Annotated in this window: 14 protein-coding genes; 11 read left to right on the top strand and 3 right to left on the bottom strand. The window is 71.2% G+C overall.

Going from position 1 to position 15,969, the window contains the following annotated elements:
- Window positions 1-299: 299 nt before the first annotated feature.
- From ACFXKZ_RS42800 to ACFXKZ_RS42775, 6 genes are all read left to right on the top strand, one after another.
- Window positions 300-1,604, top strand: coding sequence for an extracellular solute-binding protein (locus tag ACFXKZ_RS42800; protein WP_380010348.1), 1,305 nt, complete (start codon window positions 300-302; stop codon window positions 1,602-1,604).
- Between the two features lie 784 nt (window positions 1,605-2,388).
- Complete coding sequence (locus ACFXKZ_RS42795; protein WP_380010345.1) at window positions 2,389-3,417, top strand: carbohydrate ABC transporter permease; 1,029 nt, start codon at window positions 2,389-2,391, stop codon at window positions 3,415-3,417.
- Between the two features lies 1 nt (window position 3,418).
- The gene (locus tag ACFXKZ_RS42790) at window positions 3,419-4,312 is read left to right on the top strand and encodes a carbohydrate ABC transporter permease (protein ID WP_380010342.1); all 894 of its coding nucleotides are present in this window, start codon (window positions 3,419-3,421) and stop codon (window positions 4,310-4,312) included.
- A gap of 51 nt (window positions 4,313-4,363) precedes the next feature.
- Window positions 4,364-5,875, top strand: coding sequence for a glycoside hydrolase family 1 protein (locus ACFXKZ_RS42785; protein WP_380010339.1), 1,512 nt, complete (start codon window positions 4,364-4,366; stop codon window positions 5,873-5,875).
- Complete coding sequence (locus ACFXKZ_RS42780; protein ID WP_380010336.1) at window positions 5,862-6,890, top strand: LacI family DNA-binding transcriptional regulator; 1,029 nt, start codon at window positions 5,862-5,864, stop codon at window positions 6,888-6,890. Before ACFXKZ_RS42785 ends, ACFXKZ_RS42780 begins: the two co-directional genes overlap by 14 nt.
- A 263-nt stretch (window positions 6,891-7,153) precedes the next feature.
- Window positions 7,154-7,774 carry a DedA family protein gene (locus ACFXKZ_RS42775; RefSeq protein ID WP_380010333.1) on the top strand — a complete coding sequence of 207 codons (621 nt, stop codon included), beginning with the start codon at window positions 7,154-7,156 and terminating at the stop codon, window positions 7,772-7,774.
- A 109-nt stretch (window positions 7,775-7,883) separates the two neighbouring features.
- Here ACFXKZ_RS42775 and ACFXKZ_RS42770 read toward each other — a convergent pair whose 3' ends face one another.
- The 3 genes from ACFXKZ_RS42770 to ACFXKZ_RS42760 all read right to left on the bottom strand — a co-directional run bounded on the left by ACFXKZ_RS42770 (window position 7,884) and on the right by ACFXKZ_RS42760 (window position 9,764).
- Window positions 7,884-8,549: a DUF305 domain-containing protein gene (locus ACFXKZ_RS42770; protein WP_380010330.1), complete on the bottom strand. Its 666-nt coding sequence runs from the start codon at window positions 8,547-8,549 to the stop codon at window positions 7,884-7,886.
- A 23-nt stretch (window positions 8,550-8,572) separates the two neighbouring features.
- The gene (locus ACFXKZ_RS42765; RefSeq protein WP_380010328.1) at window positions 8,573-9,292 is read right to left on the bottom strand and encodes a DUF3105 domain-containing protein; all 720 of its coding nucleotides are present in this window, start codon (window positions 9,290-9,292) and stop codon (window positions 8,573-8,575) included.
- A gap of 61 nt (window positions 9,293-9,353) precedes the next feature.
- Window positions 9,354-9,764 carry a hypothetical protein gene (locus ACFXKZ_RS42760; RefSeq protein ID WP_380010325.1) on the bottom strand — a complete coding sequence of 137 codons (411 nt, stop codon included), beginning with the start codon at window positions 9,762-9,764 and terminating at the stop codon, window positions 9,354-9,356.
- Between the two features lie 282 nt (window positions 9,765-10,046).
- Here ACFXKZ_RS42760 and thrS point away from each other — a divergent pair, with 282 nt between their 5' ends.
- The 5 genes from thrS to ACFXKZ_RS42735 all read left to right on the top strand — a co-directional run bounded on the left by thrS (window position 10,047) and on the right by ACFXKZ_RS42735 (window position 15,919).
- On the top strand, window positions 10,047-12,026 hold the full coding sequence (gene thrS, locus ACFXKZ_RS42755) for a threonine--tRNA ligase (protein WP_380010322.1): 1,980 nt from the start codon (window positions 10,047-10,049) through the stop codon (window positions 12,024-12,026).
- 100 nt (window positions 12,027-12,126) lie between these two features.
- Window positions 12,127-12,687 (top strand): HIT family protein, encoded by a 561-nt coding sequence (locus tag ACFXKZ_RS42750; RefSeq protein WP_380010319.1) that lies wholly within the window; start codon window positions 12,127-12,129, stop codon window positions 12,685-12,687.
- Between the two features lie 64 nt (window positions 12,688-12,751).
- Window positions 12,752-13,156, top strand: coding sequence for a thiol-disulfide oxidoreductase DCC family protein (locus tag ACFXKZ_RS42745; RefSeq protein ID WP_380010316.1), 405 nt, complete (start codon window positions 12,752-12,754; stop codon window positions 13,154-13,156).
- Window positions 13,153-14,403, top strand: a complete 1,251-nt coding sequence (locus tag ACFXKZ_RS42740; protein WP_380010313.1) for a glycosyltransferase 87 family protein — start codon at window positions 13,153-13,155, stop codon at window positions 14,401-14,403. The genes ACFXKZ_RS42745 and ACFXKZ_RS42740 overlap by 4 nt, the downstream gene beginning before the upstream one ends.
- 220 nt (window positions 14,404-14,623) lie before the next feature.
- Entirely contained in the window at window positions 14,624-15,919 is a 1,296-nt protein-coding gene (locus tag ACFXKZ_RS42735; protein WP_380010310.1) for a hypothetical protein, read from the top strand.
- Window positions 15,920-15,969 lie beyond the last annotated feature (50 nt).

Genomic DNA, 15,969 nt, shown 5'->3' with positions numbered 1-15,969 from the left:
GAGCCCCGGATCACGAAAGTGGTCCGGGGCTTCTGGGCGTTCGGTGGGGTTTGTGGGCTCGGGGTGGGTGTGGGGCCTTTGAAGTATTGACAAGGGTGATGGGGCAGGACAGGCTCCTGAGCACGTTGTGAGAGCGCTCTCACGGCGTGGGCCCGGCCGCGTCGATGGCGCGTGTTCCGTGTTGCCGTGCCGTTGGTGTCGGGCCGCCATGGACGACCGCACCGCCGCAGTTTCGTACCGCCGCACGACGTACCTCGCTCATCGCCGTCCCGGATGCAGGGTCATCAGGAGGTCTTTCCATGCGCACGCGCTACGTTCGTGGTCGAGTCAGAGCCCTGTCCGCTCTGTGTACCGCGCTGTTGGTCGGATCCGTTCTCGCCGGGTGTGGGGGTGACGGGGGGTCCGGCTCGGGCGACGGCAAAGTCACCCTGAACGTCGGGCTGTTCGGCACGTTCGGCTTCGAGGAGGCCGGGTTGTACGCCGAGTATCAGCAGACGCACCCGGGCGTCAGGATCGTTCAGCACGACACCGAGAAGGAGGAGGACTACTGGCGTACCGTGCAGACCCGGCTCGCCGGTGGGGGCGGGATCGACGACATCCAGGGCATCGAGGTCGGGCGGATCGCCGACGTCGTACGGAACCAGGCCGACAAGTGGGTGGATCTGAACTCGCTGGGCCTCGCGGGCGGCAATGCCGAGTACCTGCCGTGGAAGAGCAAGGCGGCGACCACCGCCGACGGGAAGGTGCTGGGGGTCGGGACGGACATCGGGCCGATGGCGATCTGCTATCGCAGCGATCTGTTCCGGGCGGCCGGACTGCCCACCGATCGCGAGGAGTTGGCGCGGCGCTGGTCGACGTGGGAGGGATACGTCGAACTGGGGCGGCAGTTCCAGGCGAACGCGCCGAAGAAGACGCATTACCTGGACAGTGTGACCGGGTTGTACAACGCGATCATCGGGCAGCAGCAGGAGTCCTACTACGACGCGGCCGGCAAGCCGATCTACGACACCAATCCGACCGTCAAGCACGCGTGGGACCTGGCCGCGCAGGCCGCCGACGGGAAACTGTCGGCCGCTTTGCAGCAGTTCCAGAGCGATTGGAACCAGGCGTTCTCGGCCGACGGCTTCGCCTCGCTCTCGTGCCCGGCGTGGATGATCGGGTACATCAAGACCCAGGCCGGTGACGCAGGCAAGGGCAAGTGGGACGTCGCTGCGGGGCCCGGTGGGACGGGGAACTGGGGCGGCTCGTACCTCGCCGTTCCCAAGGGCGGCAAGCACCACAAGGAAGCGGCCGAACTGGTCGCCTGGCTGACCGCGCCCGAGCAGCAGGCGAAGATGTTCCGGAAGCAGGGGAACTTCCCGTCCAAGACCGGGGCGATCGAAAGCGTCAAGGCGACGCTGGATCCCTACTTCAACAACGCGCCCATCGGTGCGATCTTCAGCGCGGCGGCGGAACGGATGCCCGTGCAGGTCACCGGGGTTCGGCACAACGACATCAAGGACAACATCACCACCGCACTGACGTCCGTGGAGGCCCAGGGGGTCAAACCGGACGACGCGTGGAAGCGAGCACGCGACGCGGTCAAAAACGCCCTCGCAAGCTGACGACGGCGGCGGCACCCGGCGACGTGCGAGCGGCGGGGGCCGGATACGAAGGCCCGCACCGAGCGGGCGGCCGACCCCCGTCCCGAGCCGGCGGCCGACCCCTCGGCACCCGAGCCGGCGGCCGACTCCCCGGCGCCGAGCCGAGCGGGTCGACCGCCGCGGCGAGCCGGTGGTCGGTCCCGCCCCGAGCGGGGTGGCCGACCGCCGTGCCCGGCCGGTGGCGGGTCCGTGCCGGGCCAGGGTGCGACATCCTCCGCGTCGAATCGGCGGCGCCGGTCCCGCGTCGAGCGGCCGGCCGGTCCCGATGCCGCGGCCGGTGGCCGGCTTCTGCGCTGCCGGCGGTCGCCCCCCAATCCGAGCCAGGGGTGCGCTCCCGGGTGGAGTCGGTGGCTGGTTCCCGTGTCGAGCGGGTGGTCGGCCTCCGGACCGGGTCGGGGGGTGCCCATGTCGGGTTGGTGGCCGGTCTCTGTGTCGAGTGGGTCGTCGACCTCCGTGCTGAGCGGGTGGTCGGCCCCTGCACCGAGCGAGGGGCGCGCTCCCGGGTCGAGTCGGTGGCTGGTTCCCGTGTCGAGCGGGTGGTCGGCCTCCGGACGACGCCAGGGGGCGACGCCCATGTCGGTCCGGCGCCCGCCCGCCCCTGCGCCCGCCCCAGCGCCCGTCTCGCCCGCCCGACGAGCGCCCGCCCCCACGCCCGTCCCGGTGCTCGCTCGCCCCCGCCCGTCCCCGACACCCCCGCCCGCCCCCACGACCGCTCACCCACCTCACCCTGTCCGGAGTGATTTCGATGGCGGCTCCGCCACCTTCCGGTTCTGCGACTCGATTCCCGCGTTGGCCGGGGTCCCGATTTCGGTCCGGCTCGCGTTCTCGGGCGGGCACCGTCTTCCCGACGTCCCGTCAGGTATGGCGGCGGCGGGTCGATGCCGCGTCCCCGTACGGCTTCGTTGCGCCCTTCTTTGTGCTCTTCGTTGCCTTCGGGCTGTTCCCGCTGCTCTACACCGGCTACATCTCGCTGCACCGCGTCCGGTTGCAGAACCCGGATGAGATGACCTGGCTGGGCCTGGAGAACTACACCAACCTCTGGCACGACCCCTTCTTCTGGAAGGCGCTGCGCAACACCTTCACCATCGGCGTGATCTCGACCGTGCCGCAGTTGTGCATGGCGCTCGGCCTGGCGCATCTGCTCAACCGTCGGTTGCGGGGGCGGACCTTCTTCCGGGTCGCGATCCTGATGCCCTACGCGACGTCGGTCGCCGCCGCGACGCTGGTGTTCGGTGGTTTGTTCGGGCGGGACTACGGCATGGTCAACTGGTTCCTCGGCCTGTTCGGCGTCGACAACGTCGACTGGTACAACGGCACCTGGACCTCGCAGATCGCCATCTCCACCATCGTCACCTGGCGCTGGGTCGGCTACAACGCGCTGATCTATCTCGCCGCGATGCAGGCCATTCCGCACGATCGTTACGAGGCCGCCGCGCTCGACGGGGCCAAGTCCTGGCATCAGTTCCGGCACGTGACCATCCCCGGACTGCGGCCCACGATCGTATTCACCGTCGTGGTCTCGACGATCGGCGCGATGCAGATCTTCGCCGAGCCGCTGCTGCTCCAGGGCGGCCCGATCGGCGTGCGCGGCGGGGCCTCGCACCAGTACCAGACCATCGGGCTCTACATGTACGAGACCGGGTGGAGCAACTACGCGCTCGGCAAGGCGTCTGCGATCGCGTGGACCACGTTCCTGATCATTCTTCTCGTCATCGGGGCCAACGCGCTTGTCGCCGGGCGCCGTTCGCGTCGCGAAATCCGGGAGGGCCGCTGACATGGCCGGTGCATCGGTTGCCCCGCCGCGAGATCGCTCCCGGCGCTTTGGGCGCGTCCGTCGGTCCAGGCGCTCGCGTCAACTCCACGGCGGGCCGCTCGTATACCTGATCCTGGGCTTCGCGACCCTGCTCTCGATCTTCCCCTTCTACTGGTCGATCGTCGCCGCCACCCGCAGCAACGCGGACATCAACCACGTGCCGCCGCCCTTCACGCCCGGTGGCAACCTGCTCTCCAACTTCGACAAGGCCCTCGACGAGGCCGACATCGTCCAGGCGTTGATCAATTCGACGATCGTGTCGATCACCGTCGCCGCCGGCACCGTGTTGTGTTCGACGCTGGCCGGATTCGCCTTCGCCAAGCTGCGGTTCCGGGGGCGCGGCGCGCTGCTCGGGATCACCGTCGCGACGATGATGATCCCGCCGCAGCTCGGGCTGATCCCGCTGTTCATGATCATGGCGAAGTTGCAGTGGGTGAACCAGTTGCAGGCCGTCGTACTGCCCACGCTGGTCACCGCGTTCGGCGTGTTCTTCATGCGGCAGTACCTGATGGAGGCGCTGCCCGACGAACTGATCGAGGCCGGCCGGGTGGACGGTGCGTCCTACGCGCGGATCTTCTGGTCGATCGTCGTACCGATCGCCCGCCCGGCGATGGCGGTCCTCGGTCTGCTCACCTTCATGACCACGTGGAACGACTTCTTCTGGCCGATCATCGCGCTGTCGTCGAGCAATCCGACCGTGCAGGTCGCGATCAACTCGCTCGGCGGGGGATACGTGCACGACCAATCGATCATCCTCGCCGGGACGTTGCTGGGCACGCTGCCCGTCCTGGTGGTCTTCGGCCTGCTCGGCCGGCAGATCGTCGGCGGAATCATGCAGGGCGCGGTCAAGGGCTGAGCACACGCCGTCGAGCCGGCCGACCCACCTCCTACGTAAGGAAATCCGATCATGACCGACCACGCCCTCACCACCGACCAGGCCCCGGCCTCGTCGACCCGGTTCGCCGACCGCTTCCCGCCCGGATTCGTCTGGGGCGCCGCCACCGCCGCCTACCAGATCGAGGGGGCCGCGGCCGAGGACGGACGGGCGCCGTCGATCTGGGACACGTTCAGCCGCGTCCCGGGCCGGGTGCACGCCGGCGACACCGGCGACGTGGCCACCGACCACTATCACCGCTATCGCGAGGATGTCGCCCTGATGGCCGAACTCGGCCTGGGCGCCTACCGGTTCTCCATCGCCTGGGCGCGGGTGTGGCCCACCGGCAGCGGCCCGGTCAACGCGGCCGGGCTGGACTTCTACGATCGACTCGTGGACGAACTCCTCGCGCACGGCGTGGATCCGTACGCGACGCTGTACCACTGGGACCTGCCCCAGGCGCTCCAGGACGCGGGCGGATGGGGCGCGCGCGACACCTCGGCCCGATTCGCCGACTACGCGCGGCTGGTGGCGGCGCGGCTCGGCGACCGCGTGCGCGACTGGACCACGCTCAACGAGCCCTGGTGCTCCGCCTTCCTGGGCCACGGATCGGGCGTACACGCGCCGGGGGCGACCGACCAGGAGTTGTCGCTGCGTGCGAACCACCATCTGCTGCTCGCCCACGGGCTCGGCGTCGCGGCGTTGCGGGCCGAACTGCCGGCCGGGCATCGCATCGCGATCACCCTCAATCCGGCGGCGGTGCGCCCTCTCTCGGACCGGCCGGCGGACCTGGATGCGGTGCGTCGGGTGGACGGCCTGGCCAACCGGATCCACCTCGACCCGCTGCTGCGCGGCGAGTATCCGGCGGACGTGCTCCGCGACACCGCCTCGGTGACCGACTGGGCGTTCGTCCGCGACGGCGATCTCGGCGAGATCGCCCGGCCGATCGACGTGCTCGGGGTGAACTACTACACGCCGCTCCTGGTGGGCGGCGCCGAGGACGGCGACACCGAGACGTCCCGGGCCGCCGCGCCCCGGGACGACGGGCACGGCGCGAGCGTGTACTCCCCGTGGCCCGCGTGCCCGGACGTGCGCTTCGCGCAGGTGCCGGGCGAGCGCACCGCGATGGGCTGGGGAGTCGACCCGAGCGGGCTGTACGACGTGCTGAACCGGTTGCGGGCCGAGGCGCCGGGCCTGCCGCTGATGGTGACCGAGAACGGCGCGGCCTACGAGGACCGGATGGACCCGGCCGGCACGATCGAGGACGTCGAACGCACGGCCTACATCGCGGCGCACGTCGCGGCGGTGGGCCGGGCCGTCGACGACGGGGTGGACGTCCGGGGCTACTTCGTGTGGTCCTTGTTGGACAATTTCGAGTGGGCGTACGGCTATGCCAAACGCTTCGGCATCGTGCACGTGGACTTCGCGACCGGTCGGCGTACGCCCAAGCACAGCGCACGCTGGTACGCGGCGTTGATCGCCGGCGATCGGGTGCCCGAAGCCGAGCCGGCCTCGGACGGATTGGGGAGCATTGACCAGGACTGACGGTCGGAGCAAGGTCGCCTCGGCGGCCGAACCGCCGACCCTGGAGACGGTGGCGGCGGTGGCCGGGGTGTCCCGCGCCACCGTCTCCCGGGTGATCAACAGCTCACCCAAGGTCAGCCCGCGGGTGCGCGAGGTGGTCGAGGCGGCGATCGCGCGGACCGGCTACGTACCCAACCGCGCGGCCCGCACGCTGGTCACCCGGCGCACCGACTCGGTGGCGCTGGTCGTCCAGGAGCCGGAGACCCGGCTCTTCGGCGATCCGTACCTGTCGGCGATCGTGCGGTCCGTGGGCGCCGAACTGGCCGACACCGACAACCAGCTCGTGCTGATGATGGTGCGCACGGCCGCGCAGCAGGACCGGCTGGAGCGGTATCTGCGCGGCGGCCACGTGGACGGGGCGCTGCTGGTGTCGTTGCACGGCGACGACTCGCTGGCGGGTCGGCTGCACGACGCGGGCATGCCCGTGGTGGTGGGCGGGCGACCGCTCGGTCCGGATGCCGACTTCGTCTACGTGGACGCGGACAACGTGGGCGGTGCGCGCGCCGCGGTGGAGTACCTGAGCGCGCGCGGACGACGGCGGATCGCCACGATCGCCGGCCCGCAGGACATGTGTGCGGGCGTGGACCGGCTGCGCGGCTACCTGGACGCGGTACCCGGGCCGGCGCTGGTCGCGCACGCGGACTTCGGTCGGGCCGGCGGGGCCGCCGCGATGCGCACCCTGTTGGCCCAGGCGCCGGACCTGGACGCGGTGTTCGCGGCGTCCGACCTGATGGCGGTCGGCGCGATGGCGGCGTTGGCGGCGGCGGGTCGGCGCGTGCCCGAGGATGTCGCGGTGGTCGGCTTCGACGACGCGGATGTCGCGGGGTGGGCCGAGCCCGCGCTCACGACGGTGCGGCAACAGGTCGCGGAGCAGGGTCGGTTGATGACGCGGTTGCTGCTGGAGCGGATCGCCGGCGGGGGCCCGGGGACATCCGCGGTGTTGGGCACGACGCTGGTCGAGCGGCGTTCCTCGTGAGGCCGTGACGCCGTGAGACCGCGCCGTCGTGACCGGGTCCCACCCCGACCGCCCGAAGCGCGCCCATGTCGGGAAGTCGACATGGTGAGGACCCGAATTTCGGTGCGAACCGAGGGTCGAGATCGGTGTTTTTCCGGCCGTATCACGTCCCGTGAGCGTCGGTGACCCGGACCCGATGTTCCACCGGATGGGCGATCGCGCGATGATCTCCCGGTGACCGATACCCGTCCCCCGATCCACTGCGCGTGGTCGGGGGTACTCCAGTGACCGGCGCCGGGACCGGGCTGCTGTTCTCGCCCTGGCTGTGGCTGGTGATGCCACTGATCGTCTCCATCGACGCCGTGGTGCCCATCGTGCCCGGCGACGAACTCGTGATGGCCGCCGCGGCGGTCGCCGACGGCGACGTGCGCTATCTGGCCCTGGTGCTGCTGACCGCCGCGATCGGTGCCTTCGTCGGAGACCAGTGCGCCTACGCGGTCGGCCGCGCACGGCTTCGCCGCGGGGGCGACGCCGTTCTCGGACCGCGCCGGCAAAAGGCGATGGACCTGGCCCGCAACGCGCTCGCCAAGGGCGGCATGTCCGCGCTGATCGCGGCCCGATTCCTGCCCGGCGGGCGGACCGCGGTGAACATGCTCGCCGGCCGACTCGGCTACCCGCCACCGCAGTTCCGCGCGGCCACCCTGGTCGGCGCGGTCATCTCGGTGTCGTACGCGATGACGGTCGGCACGCTGGCCGGCCACATCGTCGAGGACAGCCCGCTCCTGGTCGCCCTCGGCGGTATGGCGCTGGGCGCCTCCGTCCCGCTGATCGTCGGCGTGCCGGCACGTGTCGTGCGCGAGGTCCGCCGCCGACGCCACACCGGCGAGGCGACCGCCGAGGCGTGAGACGATCCGACACGTGTGGGGCACGGGATGTGCATCCCGTGCCCCACACGCATGTCCGGCGGGCGGACGAGCCGGGCGTACACCGCGGTTCGTCCCACCCGCCCCGCGCCTAACCCGCCCCGCGCTCCGTCAACATCGAGCGCATCAGGTCGATCTCCGAGCTCTGCCCGACGACCATCGTGTTCGCCAGATCCTTGACCTGCTGGACCTGCGCGCGCGCCTGGCCCTCGCGGGCCATCGCCACACCCGCCTCGTGGTGCGCGATCATCAGCTGGAGGAACATCACCTCGGCGTCCTTGCCGCGCAACGTCGCCAGCTTGTCCAACTGTGCCTGAGTGGCCATCCCCGGCATCAGCTGCGTGTCCGCACCGGCGGCCGGCGTGCCGTGCCCGGAGTGGCCCGGCATCGAACCCGGCGTCATCCACTGCATGACCGGCCGGGTCGAGCCGAGCGTCAGGCCCCACATCTGGAGCCAGGACGCCATCCGGCCGATCTGCTCCTGCTGGGTCAGCGCGATGTCGTACGCGAGCTTGCGCGTCGCGTCGTCCTGGGTCAGATCGCGGATCATCATCCCCATCTGCACGGCCTGCGCGTGGTGCGTGCGCATGTCGCGCGCGAACCCCGCCTCCACCGAGTCGTCCGCCGGCGGATTCGGCACCGCCGCCGGCGCCGGACCCAGCGCCCGCGCGGGCGCGGGCGGGGCGGCCGGCTTGCCGGAGTCGTCCGAGGAACAGGCGGCCAGGACCGGAACGGCCAGCAGCCCCGTCGCGATCATCGTCGCGACACGTGCGCGCGGCCTCACGAGGTCGGCTTCCCGACCCCGCCCGTGCACGGCGAACCGGGCTCCGGAGTCTGCTTGCCTTCCTTGTACTTCGTGATGAACTGGTCCAGGCGCGGGTCGCTCGCGTTGTCCAGCTTCAGCTGCAGGCCCCACGCCGAGGCGACGATCGGCTTGTCGATGCCGTCGTAGGGGCTCAGCATCATGTACGTCTTGCCCTTGACCTTGGACTTCAGCACTTCCAGCTGGTCCGCGGGCAGGTTGTTCTGGTACGTGATCCAGACCGTGCCGTGCTCCAGCGAGTGCACGCCGTTGCGGTTGGGAATCGGCGCGTCGTAGATCCCGCAGTTCTGCCACACCGGGTCGTGCTCGCCGCCCACCGGCGGAACCTGCCGGTAGGTGACCTCCTTGGGCTTGGCGATGTGCCCCTGCGCCGCGGTGTACGCGCTTACGCCGGCTATGTCGCTCTTGGTGTTGGGGTCGGGCCGCACGTCGGCGATGACGTTGTTCGCGCTCGACTTCTTGTCGTCGTCGCTCGACGACATGACCACGGCGGTCAACCCCGCCACCAAGGCGAGGACCGCGATGCCGGAAGCGCCGAAGATGATCGCCGAACGACGCTTGGCGGCCTTGCGCTCCGCCTCGCGCTGCGCGGCCACCCGCTCACGCGTCGCCGCCATCCTGGCGGATCGCTGTGCCTTGCTCTGCTTCTTCGAGGTGTTGGGGGACTGTTGCCCCATGGCTCCGCCTTATTCCGATTCCGGGATACGTCTGTGGACCGTGCGAGGTGTGCCGCGCGGATCACGTACGACTGACGCAGAGCACCGTCAGATCGGGGGCGTCCTTGGCGGGCGTGGGTGCCGGCGCGATGCCGACGGCGTCCGGATCGGCCAACCACGGCGGCAACATCGAGCACGGCGCGGGCGCGACCACCGGCGGCAGCGGCGGGACGGTGGCCGGCACACACGCGTGCGAGCGATCCCCGCAGCGTCCCGAACCGTCGCCCTTGTCGTGCGGACCGCCCGCGTCCCGCTGCTCGTGCGCCGTGTGATGGAAGGGACACACCGTCGGAATGGTCGCGGTCGACGGCAGCGACTCGGCGTGGACCGGAAACGCGCTGCCCAGGAGCGCGGCGCACGCCAGCACAGCCCCGGCCAACAGCCGGATGACCGGCCGCAGCGGGACTGCCAGCGAGGCCATCCGTTGCGTCACGGGCCCTATTCTCACCCGAAGGAGTGACCCTGTGGGAAGTCGGGGCGCCATCTTTCGTCGTCGCGACGGCGACGCGACGGCGACACGACTGCGCAGGTGCCTCCGCCGACACCTCCGCTCCGGCGCCCCCACGCCGGGCCGGCGCCCGCGCGGGGTGGGGAAACCGAGGCAAGGTTCCCGCTCCCGGCTCGATAGCATCGGTGTGCGAGCGAGCGCATCGGCGTACCAGCGAGCCGAGCCGCGCCACGCGACATCCGCCAACCACATGTCAGGAGACGAACGGTGTCCGAAGCCCGAGTGACCATCAGCCGCGACCCGGACCGGGACGAGCGGGTGGTGACCACGGGCACGACGGCCGCCGAGCTCTTCGACGGCGACCGCTCGGTGGTCGCCGCGCGCGTGGCCGGCCGACTGGTCGACCTGGCCTACGTCCTGGTCGACGGCGACGAGGTCGAGCCCGTCCTGATCGGCTCCGACGACGGCCTGAACATCCTGCGCCACTCCGCCGCGCACGTGCTGGCGCAGGCCGTACAGGAGCTGTTCCCCGAGGCCAAGCTCGGCATCGGCCCGCCGATCAAGGACGGCTTCTACTACGACTTCGACGTCGAGACCCCGTTCCACCCCGACGACCTCAAGCGCATCGAGAAGAAGATGCAGGAGATCGTCAAGCAGGGGCAGCGCTTCGCCCGCCGGGTCACCACCGACGAGGACGCGCGCGCGGAGCTTGCCGACGAGCCGTACAAGCTGGAGCTGATCGGCCTCAAGGGCTCCGCCGCGGAGGCCGCCGAGGGCGCGTCCGCCGAGGTCGGCGCGGGCGAGCTGACCATCTACGACAACCTGGACGCGAAGACCGGCGAGCTGTGCTGGAAGGATCTCTGCCGAGGCCCGCACCTGCCCACCACCCGGCTGATCCCCGCGTTCAAGCTGATGCGCTCCGCCGCCGCCTACTGGCGCGGCAGCGAGAAGAACAAGCAGCTCCAGCGCATCTACGGCACCGCGTGGCCGAGCAAGGACGAGCTCAAGGCCTACACGACCTTCCTCGAGGAGGCCGAGAAGCGCGACCACCGCAAGCTCGGCGCGGAGCTGGACCTGTTCTCCATCCCCGAGGAGATCGGCTCCGGCCTGGCCGTCTTCCACCCCAAGGGCGGCATCATCCGCCGCACGATGGAGGACTACTCGCGGCGCCGGCACGAGGAGGCGGGCTACCAGTTCGTCTACACGCCGCACGCCACCAAGGGCAAGCTGTTCGAGGTCTCCGGCCACCTGGACTGGTACGCCGACGGCATGTACCCGCCCATGGAGCTGGACGAGGGGCAGAACTACTACCTCAAGCCGATGAACTGCCCCATGCACAACCTGATCTACCGGGCCCGGGGCCGGTCCTACCGCGAGTTCCCGCTGCGCCTGTTCGAGTTCGGCACCGTCTACCGCTACGAGAAGTCGGGCGTGGTGCACGGGCTGACCCGCGCGCGCGGCTTCACCCAGGACGACGCGCATATTTACTGCACGCGCGACCAGATGGCGGGCGAGCTGGACTCGCTGCTGACGTTCGTGCTCAACCTGCTGCGCGACTACGGCCTCGACGACTTCTACCTGGAGCTGTCCACCAGGAACCCGGAGAAGTCGATCGGCACCGAGGAGAACTGGACCGAGGCCACCGAGACGCTGCGCCAGGCCGCGCAGAAGCAGGGCCTGGAACTGGTCGACGACCCGGGCGGCGCCGCGTTCTACGGGCCGAAGATCTCGGTCCAGGCCAAGGACGCGATCGGGCGGACCTGGCAGATGTCGACCATCCAGGTCGACTTCAACCTGCCCGAGCGCTTCGACCTGGAGTACACCGCCGCCGACGGTACCCGGCAGCAGCCCGTGATGATCCACCGCGCGCTGTTCGGCTCGATCGAGCGATTCTTCGCGGTCCTGCTCGAGCACTACGCGGGCAAGATGCCGCCGTGGCTCGCGCCGGTCCAGGTGGTCGGCATCCCGATCACCGAGGAGCACGTGCCGTATCTGGAGGAGGTCGCGACCAAGCTCCGGGCGCAGGGCATCCGGGTCGAGATCGACGACTCCGCCGACCGCATGCAGAAGAAGATCCGCAACGCCAACAAGGACAAGATCCCGTACATGCTGCTCGCGGGCGACGAGGACGTCCAGGCCGGCGCGGTGAGCTTCCGCTACCGCAACGGCGAGCAGAACAACGGCGTCCCGGTCGACGCCGCGGTGGCCGAGATCGTCAAGGCCGTCCGGGACCGCGTTCAGGTCTGACGCGATGTCGTCGGCGGCGGCCCGGTGATCGCGCGGCAGTGCGATCACCGGGCCGCCGCCGGCCCGTCACCGGGTCGTGGTCGGCGTGTGCCCACGGCATATGCTTCCTGGCATGACGAGCGAGCCCGAGATCCAGGACGGGGTTGGGGGGCCGGACGCCTTCGCCCGGCTGTGGACTCCCCATCGGATGGCGTACATCAAGGGGGAGAACAAGCCGTCGGGGCCGACCCCCGACGACGGGTGCCCGTTCTGCCGGATTCCCTCGCTGAGCGATGTCGACGGGCTCGTCGTCGCGCGGGGTGAGCAGGTCTATGCGGTGTTGAACCTGTACCCGTACAACGGCGGCCACCTGATGGTGGTGCCCTACCGGCACGTCGCCGACTACACCGACCTCGACGACGCCGAGACGATAGAACTCGCCCGGTTCACCAAGCTGGCGATGAGCACGCTGCGCAAGGTCTCGGGGGCGCAGGGCTTCAACATCGGGATGAACCAGGGCCACGTCGCCGGGGCCGGCATCGCCGCGCACCTGCACCAGCATCTGGTGCCCCGGTGGGGCGGGGACACGAACTTCATGCCCGTGGTCGGGCACACCAAGGTGCTGCCGCAACTGCTCGCGGACACGCGCGAGATGTTGGCCACCGCCTGGCCGGTCGACTGACCCGTCCACCCGCAGGATCCGAGCGGTTGTCAGTGGTTGTCAGCGGTTGTTGAGGAGAAGAACTTTGAGCGCACGACCGGTTCTCGTGTACGACGGCGACTGTGGTTTCTGCACCCGGTCGGTGGAGTTCGCGCAAAAGCACATTCCGTTCGACGCCGACGTGGTGGCCTGGCAGTTCGCCGAGTTGGAGGAGTTGGGCGTCGAGCAGCACCGCGCCGAGCACGAGGTGTTGTGGGTGACTCCCGTGGGCACCGTGTACGGCGGCCACCACGCGGTGGCCAAGCTGCTGATGAACGCGGGCGGCCCGTGGGCCCTGGCCGGCGCGGCGCTGCGCGTGCAGCCGGTCAGCATCGCGGCGCACGGGGTGTACCGGCTGGTGGCCGACAACCGCGACCGCATGCCCGGCGGGACGCCCGCGTGTGCGATGCCGGCCCACCTGCGGCCGGACACCGTCATCGCTGCGGGGTGACCCGGCGGACGGCCCTCGCGGTGGCCGCGTGTTCGATCACCGCGTATCTGCTGCTGGGCACGTTCGGGTCCGCCGACATGTGGTGGCTGGGCGATCTGAAGGTCTATCGCCAGGGCGGCCTGGAGGTGCTGGCCGGCGACGGCGAGCTGTACACGATCCGGCCCGGCCGGTTGCCGTTCACCTACACGCCGTGGGCCGGGCTGACATTCACCCCGCTGGCGTGGTTGCCGTGGGGCGCGGTCGAGGTGCTCGGGGTGGCGGGCAACCTCGTGCTGCTCGTGGTGGCGACGTGGCTCGCGTGGGGGATCGTCGGGTCGCGCGGGGACCGGGTGAAGGCGACCGCGCTGACCGCCGCCGCGCTGTTGTGGACCGAGCCGGTCCAGGAGAACCTGCGCTTCGGCCAGATCAACCTGCTGCTGCTCGTCCTGGTGCTGTCCGACTTCGCGCGGGCGCGCGGTGCCCGATTCGCCGGTGTGGGGGTGGGCCTGGCGGCCGGGCTCAAGCTGACGCCGGCGATCTTCATCCCGTATCTGCTGCTGACCGGCCGGGTCCGTGAGGGACTGACCGCGCTGGGCGTGTTCGTCGCCACCTTCGCGGCGGCGTTCGCGGTACTGCCCCGCGAGTGCGCGGACTACTGGGGCGGCCTGTTCCTGGACGACACCCGGATCGGACTGGCCCAGTTCCCCGGCAATCAGTCCGTGCACGGCGCACTGACCCGGCAGTTCGGCGCCCAGACGCCTCCCGGGTGGTTGTGGCCGCTGCTCGCGCTGTTCGTGGCGGCGGTCGGGATGACGCTCGCGGTGCGGGCGGCCCGGCGCGGGGCGACGCTCACGGGGGTGGGCCTGTGCGCGCTGACCGCGCTGTTGGTGTCGCCGATCTCCTGGACCCATCACTGGGCGTGGGCGCTGCCGTTGGTCGTGGTGCTGATCGACCGGGTCCGGCGCACCCGCGCCCCGGCCGCCACGCTCGCGCTGGTCGCGGTGCTCGCCGTGGCCGCGGCCTATCCGATGCACCGGGCCCGGGTCTCCGGGGTGCTGCCGAGCGGGATCGTGTGGACGGTGCCGTTCGGTGACGGTGGGGAGCTGAACCTGCACGGATGGCAGCTGCTCGTGGGCAACGCATATGTCCTGGTCGGCCTGGCCGTGCTGGTCGCCGGCGTCTGGTCCCTGGTCGCGGAACGCCGACGAATCACCTGTTCGACCGGTTTGGCGCCGGTCGCCGAGCCCGACCCGGATCCGACTTCGTAGACTCGTCGTACTTTCGGCTGATCCGTCCCCGCCCGCTCCGGCTCGTGGTCACGGGTCGTACGGCGAGGCGGGCGCGATGCGGGCGAGGGCGCGGTGGATGGTCGGGACGTCTGCCGACGCGCGTTCGAACGATGATCGGACGATGCCTAGACTGGGCCGAACGAGTAACGGCCCGGTTGCCACGAAGGCGACGGGGGGCCCGGGGGCGGAGACGGCGAACGTGGCGAACAGGGGGCCCCGACTCGGGCGTTCGCTCGGCAGGGCCCGCTCCCTCGGCATCGCCGCGATCGGCGTACTGCTCGCCGCCGCCATCGTCGTCTTCGTCGGCGGCGCGGCCCCACCCCCGCCCACCACCCGGCCGCTGCTCCTCGGCGGCGTCATATCCGGCCCCGAGGGCCCGATCGCGCTGCCCACCGACGCGCCGCCCGCCGCGCCCACCGAGGCCGAGCGCGCCTGGCTCGCCCGGGGCACCGTCCCCGGGGCGACGCCGCGCGACCGCGAGATGGCCGAGCGCGCGCTGCTCGACATGCGCGTCCTGACCCAGCCGGACGGGTCGGTCGCCGCCGCCTGGTACGGCATCTGGAGGTACGTCTGGCCGCGCGACGCCGCGTGGGTCGCGGCGGCCTACACCGCCACCGGGCACGGCCGCGAAGCGCTCGACGTACTGCGCAAGCTGGCCACGCTGCAACGCCCCGACGGCACCTGGGAGGCGCGCTATCGGCTGGACGGCGGCCCCGTCGGGGACAAGCGCGCCGCCCAATTGGACGGCAACGGCTGGGTGCCGTGGGCGGTCTGGTTCTGGTACGTCCACCAGGACCCGAAGGCCCCCGAGACGACCGCCGCGCTCGCCGAGCTGTGGCCCATGGTGCGCGCGGCCGGCGACGCGGTGACCGGGCGGCTGCGGCCGAACGGGCTGCCGCCACGCGGCCCGGACTACTGGGAGACCCGGACCGACCAGGTCACCCTGGGCACCGCCGCCCCGCTGTCGGCCGGGTTGCGGGCAGCCGTCGACCTGGCCCGCCGGACCGACCCGGTCGCGGCCGAACGTTGGGCCGCACCCTCACAACGGCTCGACCGCGCGATCCGGGACACCTTCGGCCGGCACGACTACCCGCGCACGGCCTCGGCCAAGGGCGGCGCGGACACGGCGGTGACGTGGCTGGGCCCGCCGTTCGCGCCGGCCGACGCCGGGGTCGCGAGCGCGGTTCGCGGCGCCGCCGAACGGCTGACGCTGCCCAACGGGGGCATCCTGCCGGGTGAGCACTGGGCCGGCGACCCGACGGCGGCGTGGACCCCGGAGACCGCGTCGTTCGCGCTGTTCAGCGCGGCGAGCGGGGACCGGGCCGGTGCGCGGCTGCGGCTCGACTGGCTGGCCGACCACCGCACCGCGGCCGGCTCCCTTCCCGAGAAGGTCTCCGCCGACGGCAAACCCGCCTCGGTGGCCCCCCTGGCCTGGACGTCGGCCGGCGTACTGCTGACCCTGACCGCCCTGGACCGTCCGCTGCCGATCCCCTGACGGGAGCGGCGGGGCGGCAAGCAGCGGGGCGCCAAGGCGGCGCGGCGACC

Origin of the sequence: Embleya sp. NPDC059237, assembly GCF_042754105.1 — a bacterium.
Taxonomy (GTDB): domain Bacteria; phylum Actinomycetota; class Actinomycetes; order Streptomycetales; family Streptomycetaceae; genus Embleya.
Note: the sequence above shows the minus strand (reverse complement) of the source record. Positions and strands in the feature narration are given on the sequence as shown.

What these genes read in the sequence shown, in the direction of transcription:
- ACFXKZ_RS42800 (WP_380010348.1), top strand. Translation starts at nt 300, where the DNA reads ATGCGCACGCGCTACGTTCGTGGTCGAGTCAGAGCCCTGTCCGCTCTG.
- ACFXKZ_RS42795 (WP_380010345.1), top strand. Translation starts at nt 2,389, where the DNA reads ATGGCGGCTCCGCCACCTTCCGGTTCTGCGACTCGATTCCCGCGTTGG.
- ACFXKZ_RS42790 (WP_380010342.1), top strand. Translation starts at nt 3,419, where the DNA reads ATGGCCGGTGCATCGGTTGCCCCGCCGCGAGATCGCTCCCGGCGCTTT.
- ACFXKZ_RS42785 (WP_380010339.1), top strand. Translation starts at nt 4,364, where the DNA reads ATGACCGACCACGCCCTCACCACCGACCAGGCCCCGGCCTCGTCGACC.
- ACFXKZ_RS42770 (WP_380010330.1), bottom strand. Translation starts at nt 8,549, where the DNA reads ATGATCGCGACGGGGCTGCTGGCCGTTCCGGTCCTGGCCGCCTGTTCC.
- ACFXKZ_RS42765 (WP_380010328.1), bottom strand. Translation starts at nt 9,292, where the DNA reads ATGGGGCAACAGTCCCCCAACACCTCGAAGAAGCAGAGCAAGGCACAG.
- ACFXKZ_RS42750 (WP_380010319.1), top strand. Translation starts at nt 12,127, where the DNA reads ATGCTTCCTGGCATGACGAGCGAGCCCGAGATCCAGGACGGGGTTGGG.